Raw genomic sequence first — 14,032 nt, 5'->3', positions numbered from 1 at the left:
TTCCTCACGACCCATCCTGTCTCGGCTGAAGCGAGGCCGAGCGGTGACGAAATCAAACGGAAGCGAAGTCGCGTAAACCGAACAGAGTGTCAACACCAACGTTTTAGCGGTCCAGGCTTGCGCCCTGCCGCGAACACCTCGTCAAACGCTGGGAATAAATGCTTCACAGCGTTGCCTGAGCGGGGTGCAAGCTGGAAGCTTGCGGTTACAGGGCTGTGCGGCAAGCTGGAAGCCTGCGAGGAGGCAAGCAGGATGCTTGCCCCACTTTGGGAAATTCGCAATTCTCGCTTGACTTTACGACGTCCGTCGTAAAAGATACGACCGTTGTCGTAAACGCGATTCTGACGTTTCCTTTTCGCTCGGTGTATTGCGGATGAAATCTACCACGCGTCTTTCCAGCGGTGAGCTGGACTTGATGGACCTGTTGTGGCGTGAAGGGCCGCTGACGTTGGCCCAGGCCCACGAGCGTTTCGGCGCCGAGACGGTCGGTTACACCACCATGCAAACGCGATTGAACCGTTTGGTGGACAAGGGCTTGGCGTCCAAATCGGGGCGGCCGGCGGAGTACGCCGCCGCGATCGAGCGGGAGCAAGCCCAGGCGGGGCATCTGGATCAGCTGATCTCAAAACTCTCCGGCGGCAGTGTCGTTCCGCTGGTCGCCCAGTTGATGCAGGACCGTGAAATCAGCCGCGACGAGTTGCAGGAACTCAAACGTCTGATTCGCGACGCCGAACAGAATCCTGGCTCCGGCAAGGCTGACTCGAAACGCAGTTCCCAGGGCCAGTCGGGAGGCAAACGGTGATGATCACACTCTTGCATTGTCTGGTGACTGCATCGGTCATGTTAACGATCGCGTGCGGTTTGGCAGCCTTCTTGCTGCGACGCTTGGATGTCGTGACGCCGCGTTTGCGGCAATGCCTGTTGTTCTGCGTGCTGCTGCAGGGGCTGATGCTGTTTCGGGTGCCCGTCGAGCTGCCGTGGTTGGAAAGCACGCCCATCGGTGCGACACAGCTCGCCGTCCACGACGTTGCTGAATTCACTCCGTCGGGCAGTGATGCCGTGGTCGGAAACACGCCGTTGCCTCAGCGCGATCGATCGCAAGGTGAGTTTGCGTTGCAATCGACCGTGTTGTCGTCCGGGCAGACGGATCAGGCCCCACGGGTGACCTCGTGGACGGAGCTTGGCGTTTCGGTCGCGTGTCTGTTTTGGATGCTCGGGATCGTCTGCATCGTGATCCGCAGTCTGTTCCGCTATGCCCAACTGTGTCGATTGGTCGATCAACTGCAACCAGCGCCGGAACCTTGGCAAGCCGAGTGGCAAACGCTTTGTTCAGGTCGCGGCTATCAGGCACCCCAAATGGTCGTCTCCGGTTCGGCCGGACCGATGCTGGTGCGTCGACCTCGCGGATACGCCTTGGTGGTCCCCGAACAATATTGGCGTTCGCTTTCCGCCGACCAGCGGCGTGGGGTGCTGTTGCACGAACTGGCTCACTTGTGTCGTCGTGACGTTTGGCGGCAAGCGGTTGCCCGGATTGCCGTGGTGTTGCATTGGTGGAACCCGGCGGCGTGGTGGTGCGTGCGTCGTTATGAAGAATCCGCCGAATGGGCGTGCGATGAGTCACTGACGCGAACCGATCCGGCTGCCGCCCGGGGGCTCGCCGCCAGTTTGGTGCAACTGGTCGAGTTTCTTGAAACCGTCACTTCGAACCCGACTCCGATCGCTCGCGGATTGGGTGTGCAGTCGATGGCTGCTCCGCCGCTGACTGAACGCGTCACCCGTCTTCTCAATTCTTCTTCGTCCTCTAGAGAGTCTGTCATGAAACGTCTTGTATTGGGGGTGCTCGCCGCCGGCCTGTTAACCCTCTCTGCGGTGCAATTCCGTTTGGTCGCGGCGGATGCCGATGGTCAGGGCGAATCGGGTTCGGCCGATACGTCGATGACGTTGCAAGTGCTGTCATCGGATTCCAAGGACTTGATCCAAACGTTGCGACAGCGTTTGAATCCGGATGACAAGGCGTCGTCGGAATTAAATCAATTGCTCGCCAGCGAATCCGGACAAGTCGCGTTCGCCGGGGTGATCGATTTGTTGAAAGGCAAGTATCGCGAGTCGATTCGCGCCGAGGCGATTCCTCGTTTTGTCGAAAAACACTTTGAAGTCGCTCCCGATGGAACGCTGGCCCTGCGGACGAGCAGTCGAGTGACGGCGGATGCGTGGGTGCAACGCTCGCAGCAGTTGGGGGACGTGCTCGAGTCGATGAACGGGCGCATGAAGGGGGTTGCCGATCGTCTGGAGGATTCCGGGGAAGTCAATCAGATGGCTCGCCGCATGCTGACCGACGAGCATGTCGCCTACGCGATCATGTTGGACGAATTTGACGGACGCAGCGATCCGATCGAACTGTTCCTTGGCAAAGCACTCGAAAAGGTTCTGGTTCGTCGTGGTGATAAGTTGGTGGTCATTCCGACGCTTTCGGGTGACGCACGCCGGCAAATCGAACGATTTGAATTGGCCACCAAAGTGTTCGAAAAGCTGAAAACGGAATTTCCCCACTGGGCTGGCGAGTTTGATACGCCGGACGACCGTCACAAGGTTTTCGTCGCCAAGCTGAACGACTCCGCGATGGCCGCCGTCGTCGCCTTGCACCTGACCAAAGACTCAACGTCCTCGCCGACGGCATTGGTGGACGAACTATTTGCGAAGTTGGAAACGGTCTCGCGAGACACCGCCAAGGGGCTGGTGATTGACAATGAAGAGGCGTGGGGGAGTTTGCAGGAACTGCTGGAGTTGGCGGACCGGGCCGGAAAACGAATCGACGCCGTGCGAGATCGTCTCGCCAGGATCGCCGCCGATCTGGACACCTCCGATCCGTTGACCCAACGCTTCGCCACGCAGATCGCAACAGGTGTGATCGCCTACCAAGTCGCCGTCGATGTCCCGTACGCAGAATTTGACCTGGGAAAACAGGTCGAAGGAATGATCTCGCAAGTGATGGAGCCGGCCGGTGCGGACCGCTTGCGAGTCCGTGACGATGCGGCCGATCAAGTCAATCAGCGCGCCGGCGAGCTGCTGGCGGCCTGCCGCACCATCAGACGCTACTTGCGCAGAATCGATGATGTCCGCGAAAGGATGGCCGATCGAGAGTTGGCCGAATCGCTCGACGGGCCGGGGCGGATGCTGCTACTGACAGAGATCCGTCGCTCGGCCGAGCAATCGCAACTCGATGCGATGGAACTACTGTCCAAAGAGTTCTTCGTGGTCGATGAATCGACGAATCAATTGACCGTGCATCCCGAGCGGGTCGAAGTGGTCGGGCAGTTGGCCGCGCGAGCGAAGCAGTTGGAACAAGAGCTGAAAAAAGACGACTTCTAGGGAACAAGACATAGTGGGGTAAGCATCCTGCTTGCCTTCCTCGCCGGCTCCGCCGGCGCCCCCAGTATGGCTCGCGTCACACGCCGAGGGTGCCAGTCGTCTCCCACTGATTCTCTGCCGATAGAAACTCCTCATGAAAGTCCCTCGAATCATCAACATTGCGGTGCTGGCCCTCGCCGGGCTTGCGACGGTGCTTGCCAGCCAAGCCACGGCAACGTCGCCGACGACCGAGGCCCCGATCGATGCGATCTTGGCCAGGGCTCACCGCCAGGCAGGGATCTCGCCGACCAAAACCTGTGACGACGCCACCTACTTGCGACGCATCAGTCTGGATCTGCTCGGACGCCTTCCGACCGTCGGCGAACTGGCCCGATTGGAGGCTTCGAACGACCGCCCCGCGGCGCTCGACCGCATGCTTCAATCGGACGAGTTCTCACGCTACTGGTCGCAACTGTGGACGACGATTTTGATCGGACGTGGCGAGACGCGGCAAGTCGATCGCGAATCGTTGCGGCGCTGGTTGCAAACGCAATTGGAACAGGAAAAGCCGCTCGACCAAATCGCGTTTGATCTGATTTCCGCCGAAGGGGTCACGACGCTGGATGGTCACGTCAACTTTTTGGTGGGGAATCGTGAGGACCCCGTGACGCCGGTTTCGCGGATCTTTTTGGGCGTCCAATTGGATTGTGCCCGTTGCCACGACCATCCGTTTGATCGTTGGACACAAGACGACTACACCGCGATGCGGCGGTTCTTTCAAACCATCTCCGTGCGAGAGGTTTCTGGTGGGATTCGTGTCGATGACACCGGAGCCAAGTCGGGGGCTGGCGAGGATGGGCCTCGGTTTCTGACCGGATCGCGACCGCGGACCGCGGCGTGGCGACGGGAACTGGCGTTGATGACCGTCCGGTGCCAGCCGTTTGCCAGAGCGATGGGCAATCGGGTTTGGCAATTGCTGATCGGCCGCGGCATGGTGGACCCGGTCGATGGGCTCAGCCAGGCTCATCCGCCCAGTGTCCCCGAACTTCATCAGGCGTTGGCAGACCAGTTACTCCGCAACGGGTTTGATTTGCGCGATCTGATTCGAACCATCGCCGCCAGTGAGGCCTATGCCCGCACCGCGCCGACAGCCGACGCGACGGATCCGGCTGAAGTGATCGAGTTGTTTGCCGCCAGAGCGCCCCGGCCACTGTTGCCGGAACAGTTGATTGCGTCGTATGCGACGGTGATGAATCGTGACCTGCCCTCGCCCCAACGCCTGAACACGATGGCGGTGGAGTTCATGGGACGATCCGAAGCCGAAACGGGAGCGACCGATCCGCTGGCGTTGCAACGTACCAGCCAGGGCTTGCTGCAAGAACTCGCCGCCGAGACTTCGCCGCCGAGCGGTGACGTCGATTCCATCTTTCGCTCGACGCTGTCGCGACGTCCGGATGCCTGGGAACGTCAACGCTTTGCCGACGTGCCCGGCAGCGATCTGCTGTATGTGCTGTTACACGCTAACGAATTTGTCTTTAGTCATTGAGTCGATTGTCAATCGCAAGGTGAGCCATGTTTGTTCCGAATCGTTTTGATCGTCGCCAATGGATGCGGGCCGGATCCGCCGCTGGGATTTCGACATGGCTGGGCCATCTGGTCGCACGGTCCGCCAGCGCGGCGCAGGATTCGGGAAAGCCCGCTCCGTTTCAGCGCTGCATCACACTTTGGATGCAGGGCGGACCGAGTCAGATGGAAACGTTTGACCCGAAACCCGGAACGGAGACGGGCGGGCCGTTGGGGGCGGTTTCGACACGTGTTCCCGGGATGCAGCTCAGTGAAACGCTCTCGGGACTTGCACGATATGCCGACGATTTGTGTGTGATTCGGTCGGTCGGTTCGACGCAAGGGGAACACGACCGAGCGTCCCATCTGTTGCACACCGGATACGAGCGAATCGATTCGTTCCCGCGTCCGGCACTGGGGTCGTACGTCTCATCGAGTCGCCCGGCAACGGACGTGCCCGCCTTCGTCACCCTGGGTGGCCAGGTCTACGGTCCCGCGTTTCTGGGGACCAGTCACGGGCCCTTTGTCGTGAACGATTTGGGACGAACGATCGAGACGATCCGCAGTGTTCACCGCCGTAGCGATCGTCTCGATTTGCTCGCGGAACTGAATCAGCGGTCCGACCAAAGCAGCGGGAGCGTCTTGCTGCGGCAACGGACGGAGCAAATTGATTCGGTGCGACGGTTGTTGAAGTCGTCGTTTGCCGATGCGCTCGATGTTTCGGCGGAAGACGCGGCGACGCTCAGCCGATACGGCGAAAGCGATTTCGGACGCAACGTCTTGGCGGCGCGGCGCATGCTGGAAGCCGGTGTGCGATACGTCGAAGTTCAAATGCCCGGGTGGGACACACACGTCGGCAACATCCCCGCGGTCAAGCGTTTGTGCCAACAACTCGAACCGGCTTGGATCGCGCTGATCGACGATTTGAAGTCCAGTGGGCTTTGGGACGACACACTGATCCTATGGATGGGCGAGTTCGGACGTACGCCGATCATCAACGGGCAGAACGGACGGGACCACTACCCGAGATCCATTCCGGTGACACTGGCCGGGCGAGACATCGGCGGACGGGTGATCGGATCGACAGGAAAGGATGGAATGGAGCACAGCGAGAACCCCAGCAGCGTGGCCGATCTGATGTACACGCTGATGAACGTGTTGGGTGTCGATGCCGATCGGGAGTACACGACCACGTTCGGAAGCCCGACGTCCGCGACCGACGGAGGGGAAATGATCTTGTAGCGCGCTGGTGTGCAGGCTTCAGCCGCTCCGTCTTGCTGCTTCGCAGCGCGTGAGGAATCGCCTCAAGGCTAGACACCAACGTGCGCTGGTGTGCAGGCTTCAGCCGCTCCGTCTTGCTGCTTCGCAGCGCGTGGGGATGCGCCTAAAGGCTGGACACCAACGTGCGCTGGTGTGCAGGCTTCAGCCGCTCCGTCTTGCTGCTTCGCAGCGCGTGAGGATGCGCCTAAAGGCTGGACACCAACGTGCGCTGGTGTGCAGGCTTCAGCCGCCGTGATTCGCTGCTCCGCAGCGAATTGGGATCGAATGCGTATACCCGCCTAGATTCTGCCCAGGATCCGATCGAGTGAATCGGACGTTTGATAGATCAACGCTTCAGGGTAATGCGGGTAGGGGTGAAAGTACTCGAACGTCACATAACCTTCATAATCAATCTTCTCCAGCTCATCCATCACCGCGGGCCAGTTGGTGGTGCCGTCTAAGAGCGGGCGGAAGGTTTCCAACGAGTAGTCGGTTCCTTTCTTGGTGAATTCTTTGAAATGGATGTTCTTGGTCCGCTGACCCAAGATCGGTACCCAATGCTCGGCGTGTTGGAACATGGAGATGTTGCCGGTGTCGTAATGGACTTGCACGTTCTCGCTGCCGAAGCCGTCGACGAAGTCGTTCATTTCCATCGGTGTCATCAAAAAGCCGTTGAAGAAAATGTTCTCCATGTTCAGCGACACACCTTTCTTTTCAGCTCCCTTGACCAGTGAACCGACGGCCTCCCGCGCCAACGCTTCGCATTTGTCGTTGGGTACGGGGGTGTGGTCGTCGCGCCAGGGGATGTGAACGGCGCCGGGGACGACCAGCAAGTTCTCGACCTTCATTGTTGCCGCCGCGTCGGCCATCAACCCGGCCAGTTCGATGCCACGGTTTCGCTTGGACGCGTCCAGGCTGGAGAGCGGATAGGGCCAGAACAAGAACGAACACAGGCCGCTGATTTCGATTCCGATTTCGTTTGCCAGGTTGCGAATGCCGACCAGTTCCTTGTTCGAAGCTTTGGGGGAGAGGTCATTGTCGAGGTCGTAGTTCAGTTCGATCCCGTCGAATCCGGCGTCTTTGGCAAGTTGCATGCATTCGCGAAGCGACATCCGGTCGGGATAGGGGAACGCCCACTGGTTGATCGATTTTTTGGCCCGATAGCGTTTGGGTGACGATTTACGATCGTCTTTGACCGACGCGGCCGGAGGACTGGTGGCATCCTGTGCATTTGTCGACGCGGCGAAGGCCATTCCGGTGGTCGCCAGCCCCGCAGCGATGGCATCTCGGCGGCTGACCGTTCGGTTCTGTCCCAAGGGGACGCAACGATTTTGATCTGACTTTGCCATCTGGTCATTCCTCTTTGTGTATTCGTCTTGGTGGATCCGTTATGGTAAGGGTGCTTCCGGTGCCGTCTCCCTCCCTTTTTTTCAACAAGGATTCTAACATGCCCACCGTTTTACCATTCGGACGAGCGTTGTCCGCTTGCTGTTTCGCGGTTTTGTTGGCCACGTCCGCTGTTTTTGCAGCTCCAACCGGCATGACACTCGGTCCCGTCGAGCTTCAGTCGGTGGGCCCGATGACTTTCGCGACTTCCGGTGTGTTGTTGGTCGGTGATCCCAAGGCCGCGACGGTCTACGCCATCGCCACCGAAGACGCCGGGGCCCGCACCAGCGGCCCGTCGATCGCGGACCTGCAAGCCGCGATCAAGTCGTCACTGGGATTGGAAGGTGATCTCGAAATTGGCGAGTTGGCGGTGAACCCGGACACGGGAAACGTGTTCTTGAGCATCGTCGCCGGAGGTCAGGTTCACTTGGTGAAGGTTGACGGTCAAAGCGAGATCACGAAAGTCAACTTGGACAAGGTCCATCACGCATCCAAGGCGTTGCCCAATCCGCCGGAAGACAAAGACGTCACGCGGCGCGGACGCACGCGGAACGCCCGCGATTCATCGATCACCGACGTCGCGTTCTTCGAAGGAAAAGTCATGGTGACGGGGCTGTCGGCCGGCGACTCCCCCTCACGCGTGATCGAATTCCCCTTCCCGTTCGCGGAAAACACCGTGACGACCAGCGTCGACATTTTCCATGCCGCCCATGGTCGTGTCGAAGATGCCACGATCCAAACCTTCTTGCCGATGGTCGTGGACGGGGAGCCGAGTCTGTTGGCCGGTTTCACCTGCACGCCGTTGGTCCGTTTTCCCGTCAATGCACTTGACGGCTCGGAGAAGGTTCGCGGCACCACCGTCGCCGAACTCGGCAATCGCAACCAACCCTTGGACATGGTCGTCTACGAAAAGAACGGCAAGACTTCGATCCTGATGAACAACTCCGCTCGCGGCATGATGAAGATCAGCACCGAAGGCATCGGGGAAAATCAAGGTCTGACCGAACCGGTTCGGGGCGGCGGGACTGCGGGCCAACCGTATGAAACGATCGAGTCGCTTTCCGGCGTCAAGCAGATGGACAAGTTCGATGCCAGCCATGCCGTTGCGATCGTCGACGTCAAAGGCACGTTGGCACTGCAAACGATCGAGCTGCCGTAGCCCGTTCGCTCGGTTTCAACGACCTTCTCCCACGAGAAGGTCGTGCAAAATCCCAAGTAACCCTCCCGCACCCGGGAGGGTTGCTTTTTTAGGGCACCCTCCTGGCAGGCATTGGTATCTGCACATCTTTTGCATGTCAGATTTGTTCTGAGTGAATGGTTTCGGCCAACGGCCGTTTACATCCATAGCCTTGGGCATCGCCCAAGGTCCGCAAACGAGAACGAGACGGATTGGCCAACGGCCATCAACAAATGCCTCGTCAAACGCGAAGGTTGTGCATGGCCGTTGGCCAAACTGAACCTTATTGCGATGAGGTTCCTGGGGCGGCGCAACCCTCGCAAAGGCTCGGTTTGCTTGCCCCAGGCTATGGATATGCATGCCCTTTGGGCAAAAAAGCGACTTGTGTAGATTCCAATGCCTGGCAGGAGGTCTCCGTCATACACTCCGCGATGTCCACGCGGGAGATTCCTTATCTTTTTCGACGCCATTGCTGTGAAGAAGCGGTTCGTCGATCCGTCGCATCGGCCCATTCGAGGCAGCTACAATGGGCACATGCATTCGACCCACTTTCGCGATGAACCGTCGACCTCTGCGTCTCTGTTGGCCCGTGCGCGGGAAGGAGATGCGGAGAGTTGGAAACAATTGGCCCAGGTCTATGGCCCGATCGTCTATGGTTGGGCCAGGCGATGTGGTTGCCAGGCGGCCGATGCCGCTGATGTGATGCAAGACACGTTTGCGTCCGTCGCCAAGGCGCTGTCTCGGTTTGACGGCGGCCGCGACGGAGCGACCTTTCGCGGCTGGCTGTGGACCATCTCGCGCAACAAGATCCGCGACCGGGCGCGGATCGCCGCCGAGGAGAAAGCTGCTGGGGGCACGGCCGCCAATCTGGCCTTGATGCAGATCGCCGACGCTCAGGCGATCGACGCGGATGATCCACCGACGACCGCGTTAGCCGATTCGCTCGATGCCCGTCGCCGGATGATCGAGTTGCTGCGGCAATGCTTCGACCAGCGGACGTGGCAGATGTTTTGGGAGACCGCCGTGATCGGACGCCCGCCGCTGGACGTCGCCGACGAGATGGGCGTCTCGAAATGGGCGGTTTATAAAGCTAGGGCGAGGGTGTTGCAGCGGCTGCAGTTGGAGATGAAGGGGTTGGAGTAAGGTGGGTAGGAAGATTTTGGAGGTGGGAAGATTTTGGTCAAAAAATTGACTGGTCAAAAAATGGGAGCGTTAGCGACGTAGGGCATGCTGTGCATGCCAACGACGTCGCCTTCATTTTTTGACCCCCTTTTCCCCACACGCCCCACCAACAAAACGTTTTTCGCAAAACACTGTCCAATCGCTCCGTTGTCAGGGTGTAGCGGCGGGTGGTTCTCGCCGACAATTGCACATCCATCGGGAGCCCATCGATGATCGCCATGAGACGTAACTGCTTGGAACCAGACGAATTGCGACAAGTGCTTGAAGGGGAATTGTCCCAGGAGCAATTTGATTCGGCGATTTCGCATCTGGACACCTGTGAAACCTGTCGCACGGCGGTGGAGCAGTTCGACGGCGGGCTGCAAGCGATCGGCGAATCAACGTCCTCCGAGGACGCGGCTCGTGCGGGAGTGCAGAACGAAACCGCCTGCCAGGTCGCGCTACAGCAACTGTTGCAGCAATCATCGGCGCTCCTTCCCGCGACCGTCGCCCCTCCGCCTCCGTTTGAAATGCTCGGGCCCTATCGACTGTTGGAATTAATCGGCAGCGGCGGAATGGGGGCCGTCTACTTGGCCGAACATCAACGGCTCAAACGGCGCTGTGCGATCAAATTGTTGCCGCCCGAACGCGTCACCCAAGCGGGATGGTTGGACCGCTTTGATCGCGAGATGACGACGATCGCGTCGCTGGAACACTCTCACATCGTGCGCGCCACCGATGCCGGACACGAATCGGGCTGGCACTATTTGGTGATGGAGTATCTCGACGGGCTGGACATCGGCCGCGTGGCGGGACGGATCGGCCAACTGGACGTTGCCGACGCCTGCGAAATCGTCCGCCAAGCGGCCCTCGGGTTGGCCCACATCCACGACAACGGATTGGTCCACCGCGATATCAAACCGTCTAACTTAATGTTAACGCACTCTGGAACCATCAAACTATTGGATCTCGGTTTGGTGCTCGACGGAGATGACCCGCTTTCCAAAGACGACCGTCTGACCACCGTCGGTCACGTGATGGGAACGATGCCTTACATGGCGCCGGAGCAATTGGCCGATAGCCGGGACGTGCGTCCGCAATCGGACATCTATTCACTCGGCGCGACGCTGTACCGATTGATCGCCGGCCACCCACCACACCGTTCGGAGCGTGGGTTGGCGGCGCAGGTGCTGGCGATCACCAGCAGCGATGCGAAGCCGCTCGACACCATCCGAAGTGACGTCGATCGTGACGTCGTCAGCTTTGTCGCCAGGATGTTGTCACGTGATCCGTCCAAACGACCGGCTTCGGCGACGGAGGTGGCTCGGGAATTGGAATCGATGGCGAAACCGAGTCATTTGAAACGTCTGCTGCGTGACGCGATTCGAAAACACCCCGCCGACGATCTGCCGCGCAGCACCTTGCTACCGGCGAATGTCAATTCTGGCGGTTCCAAAGATCGTGGCAGAATCAAACATTGGCTGATGGGGGCTGCCGCGGCGCTGTGTTTGATTGCCGCCGCGATCGTGATCAAGATCCAGACCGATCGCGGGGATCTGATCATCCATTCCGAGCACGACGGGTTGACGGTTCTGGTCAAGCAAGGAGACGACGTTGTCGATCAACTGACGATCGAATCGGACAAAGAAAACCGCACCACCTTGCACAAGGGCACCTACGACATTGAAATCATCGGCGGCGGCGACGCGCTTGCGCTCAGCGACGAGGTCGTCACGATCGGTCGTGGGGCGCAGCAATCGATCGACGTCGTCAAGCGAACCCAACCGGCAGACAATGCCCCGGAGGGTGCAACGTCGAGTCTCGCGTCATCGAGCATCGGTGGCCCGGGACCGGGTGTTGTGTCGAACGCTTCTGTCACGCACGACGTTTCCGATGGTGGATCGCTCAAGGACCTCGAAGCGATTACGTCCGCCTCGTTGATGGATTTCGCGACGTTCGACGGCAAACCGCTGTCGTACTGGTTGGAGCAAGTCCGAACCGAAACCGAGATCGAGCCGCTCGGTGAAGCCATCTATGCGTCCATCGGCGGATTGCAAGATTTGTCGCGTCGAGGCATCGCGAACACGTCGGAGAGCGACGTCGTGATCAAAGCGTTGCTCCGACGCGCTCGTGAATTCGGCGGGCTGAGCCGAAAACTGCCGCCACTCCCCGGGATGACGGACCAAACGATCACACCCTCGGAACACTTCATGTGGTGTATGACCGAAGTCTTCGCAGAACCCTCGCTCGATGTTTGGTATGAAAACGCGGTCCAAGAATTGGTCGAAGGCAACGTGCACAGTCGCGCCGCCGTGATCACCTGCCTGCACCGACATGTCATTTCTTCCGGTGGGGGTGGCATGTACGGGGGTGGCATGGGCGGCATGGGCGGATACGGTCCCAGCGGAACCATCTCCAAGTTCACCACTCGCAAGTTGATTCGGTGTTGCCTCAGCCTGGCGATACCCGACGCCTGGTCCGAATTGTCGGGCGATCAACAGAAGACCGCGGCGAGGATGACACGTGAGGTCGTGATCCAACTGCCACGCAGCCTTGGTGTGGGACTGTCCCAGGAGGCCGTGGATGAATTGACCGGAGTGATCCTGGCGGTACCAGAAACGGAACGCAGCGATTGGGAAAAGCAGTTTGTTCCTGGCAACACGACCGATCCCAACGGCTTCGATGAGTCCGACCACGCATATGGAGACGTCGGGATACCGAGTACCGATGCCGACGAGTATGAGGCTCCGGCCGCTGCGCCCGCGACGCTGTTTCAAGGCCGCGACCTGGCCAGTTGGATGGAGGCGTTGGAGCGTGAACGCGATGTCGCGTCGCTCGGGGAAGCCATGCGGGCCGTCGAAACACTCTCGCGAGAGGCGGATATCGAAACGCGGTTGGCCGCCGCCGAGCGAACGATGCGTCTGGCCCGGCGTCTTGGAGGAATCGTTGCCGGCGGTGATCACGATTCGAATCCCTCACACCGATTCATGAGCCTGTTCCTGAACACGTTCATGCGTTATTTCCCCGATCCGGGCATGACGGTCGTCATCCAGGAGTTGTCCGACGGGAACGCCAACAGCCAAATGGCCTCGCTGTGGGCGTTCAACAATTTTCTGAACCAACAACGCGGGGTCGACTGGTCGACGGGGGTGGCTGAAACGAATGCTGACGATTGGTTGATCGCAAAGGCACCTAGCCTGGAGGCGCTAAAACCTTTAGTGCAACAACTTCAAGCAAAGCTTCTTGCGGTTTCTGAGGCGCAGTCGGAGGACGGCGGGGAATTGAGTCGTGACGTGATGGTGCATCGCCACGCGTTGGAGTTGGCCAAGGACTCGGCACTCGTCTTAGCCGTATCTTTGGGCGAATCGATCGCCGACAACCCGACGCTCAAACGTTACGTCATTGAGCAGGTCAATTCTACCCAAGCAACACTCAACCAACCCGGAGGTGCGATGGCGGCGTCTTTTCAAACCGCACTGCCCGATGTTCTCTTGGTCGCTGCAATTGAGGTTGCCGAAAAAGACGACGCGTTCGGCACGCCGGAGTGCTGGGAATTCCTCGTCAAGCAACTCGTGTCTCCCCAAAACGATGAGGCCCGCTGGAGATTGTCGTCGCGGGAACGGATCGCATTTGAACGTTTCAAAGAAGCCGCGCCAGACGTTTTATTGAACGAAATCCACCGTTCGCTCCTGCAGACTGATGGCTGGATCACACGCACGGATTGGTTCGCGTTGGCGATTCCGTATTATGCCGAACGGTTTGAATCGACCAAGGAAGCGTCCGAGACGATCGCAGAGTTTGACAAGATGCTCACCGAGCAGTCCGCCCAGGTGCCGGAGAAACTGCGCGCCGCGATCGATCAAGCCAAAGAGACGATTCGAACACGGGAGATTACCCGGTGAGAGACGCTCAAGAGAAACGTTGAAATCGCGTACGCGCGTCTCGGGGCCCACGATGCTGTTTGTGTTGATGGTGGCCGTCGGAAGTCGGGTTGGTCAAAAAATGAGTTGGTCAAAAAATGGGAGGCCCGATTGGGCATTCGAGTCGTGGCGGTAGCCTTCGAGACTGTCGCTAACGCACCGTTACTGAGGAAAACGAAGGTCACACGTACGAAGAGACTTTCATTCTTCGACTGCT

General features: G+C 59.3%; 8 protein-coding genes. 7 read left to right on the top strand and 1 reads right to left on the bottom strand.

The window, feature by feature from the left end:
- Positions 1–373 precede the first annotated feature (373 nt).
- From TBK1r_RS11000 to TBK1r_RS10985, 4 genes are all read left to right on the top strand, one after another.
- Positions 374–802 carry a BlaI/MecI/CopY family transcriptional regulator gene (locus TBK1r_RS11000; RefSeq protein ID WP_145210087.1) on the top strand — a complete coding sequence of 143 codons (429 nt, stop codon included), beginning with the start codon at positions 374–376 and terminating at the stop codon, positions 800–802.
- The gene (locus TBK1r_RS10995; protein ID WP_419581552.1) at positions 802–3,369 is read left to right on the top strand and encodes a M56 family metallopeptidase; all 2,568 of its coding nucleotides are present in this window, start codon (positions 802–804) and stop codon (positions 3,367–3,369) included. The genes TBK1r_RS11000 and TBK1r_RS10995 overlap by 1 nt, the downstream gene beginning before the upstream one ends.
- Before the next feature lie 133 nt (positions 3,370–3,502).
- Positions 3,503–4,894: a DUF1549 domain-containing protein gene (locus TBK1r_RS10990; RefSeq protein ID WP_145210081.1), complete on the top strand. Its 1,392-nt coding sequence runs from the start codon at positions 3,503–3,505 to the stop codon at positions 4,892–4,894.
- Positions 4,895–4,920: 26 nt separating this feature from the next.
- Positions 4,921–6,153 carry a DUF1501 domain-containing protein gene (locus TBK1r_RS10985; RefSeq protein WP_145210078.1) on the top strand — a complete coding sequence of 411 codons (1,233 nt, stop codon included), beginning with the start codon at positions 4,921–4,923 and terminating at the stop codon, positions 6,151–6,153.
- A gap of 317 nt (positions 6,154–6,470) precedes the next feature.
- On the opposite strand, the gene TBK1r_RS10980 is transcribed toward TBK1r_RS10985, so the two are convergent.
- Complete coding sequence (locus tag TBK1r_RS10980; protein ID WP_419581215.1) at positions 6,471–7,520, bottom strand: sugar phosphate isomerase/epimerase family protein; 1,050 nt, start codon at positions 7,518–7,520, stop codon at positions 6,471–6,473.
- Positions 7,521–7,618: 98 nt separating this feature from the next.
- On the opposite strand from TBK1r_RS10980, the gene TBK1r_RS10975 reads away from it, so the two are divergent.
- From TBK1r_RS10975 to TBK1r_RS10965, 3 genes are all read left to right on the top strand, one after another.
- On the top strand, positions 7,619–8,716 hold the full coding sequence (locus TBK1r_RS10975; protein WP_145210075.1) for a hypothetical protein: 1,098 nt from the start codon (positions 7,619–7,621) through the stop codon (positions 8,714–8,716).
- A 552-nt stretch (positions 8,717–9,268) separates the two neighbouring features.
- On the top strand, positions 9,269–9,877 hold the full coding sequence (locus TBK1r_RS10970; protein ID WP_145210072.1) for an RNA polymerase sigma factor: 609 nt from the start codon (positions 9,269–9,271) through the stop codon (positions 9,875–9,877).
- A gap of 257 nt (positions 9,878–10,134) precedes the next feature.
- On the top strand, positions 10,135–13,797 hold the full coding sequence (locus TBK1r_RS10965) for a serine/threonine protein kinase (RefSeq protein WP_419581214.1): 3,663 nt from the start codon (positions 10,135–10,137) through the stop codon (positions 13,795–13,797).
- The last annotated feature ends 235 nt before the right edge of the window (positions 13,798–14,032 follow it).

The organism is Stieleria magnilauensis (assembly GCA_007753675.1).
Lineage (GTDB): Bacteria > Planctomycetota > Planctomycetia > Pirellulales > Pirellulaceae > Stieleria > Stieleria magnilauensis.
The sequence above is the reverse complement of the archived record's forward strand: the minus strand, read 5'-3'. Positions and strand labels throughout refer to the sequence as shown.

Coding starts and splice junctions, on each gene's coding strand:
- TBK1r_RS10980 (WP_419581215.1), bottom strand. CDS start 7,520: ATGGCAAAGTCAGATCAAAATCGTTGCGTCCCCTTGGGACAGAACCGA.
- TBK1r_RS10965 (WP_419581214.1), top strand. CDS start 10,135: ATGAGACGTAACTGCTTGGAACCAGACGAATTGCGACAAGTGCTTGAA.
- TBK1r_RS10970 (WP_145210072.1), top strand. CDS start 9,269: ATGCATTCGACCCACTTTCGCGATGAACCGTCGACCTCTGCGTCTCTG.
- TBK1r_RS11000 (WP_145210087.1), top strand. CDS start 374: ATGAAATCTACCACGCGTCTTTCCAGCGGTGAGCTGGACTTGATGGAC.
- TBK1r_RS10975 (WP_145210075.1), top strand. CDS start 7,619: ATGCCCACCGTTTTACCATTCGGACGAGCGTTGTCCGCTTGCTGTTTC.
- TBK1r_RS10990 (WP_145210081.1), top strand. CDS start 3,503: ATGAAAGTCCCTCGAATCATCAACATTGCGGTGCTGGCCCTCGCCGGG.
- TBK1r_RS10985 (WP_145210078.1), top strand. CDS start 4,921: ATGTTTGTTCCGAATCGTTTTGATCGTCGCCAATGGATGCGGGCCGGA.
- TBK1r_RS10995 (WP_419581552.1), top strand. CDS start 802: ATGATCACACTCTTGCATTGTCTGGTGACTGCATCGGTCATGTTAACG.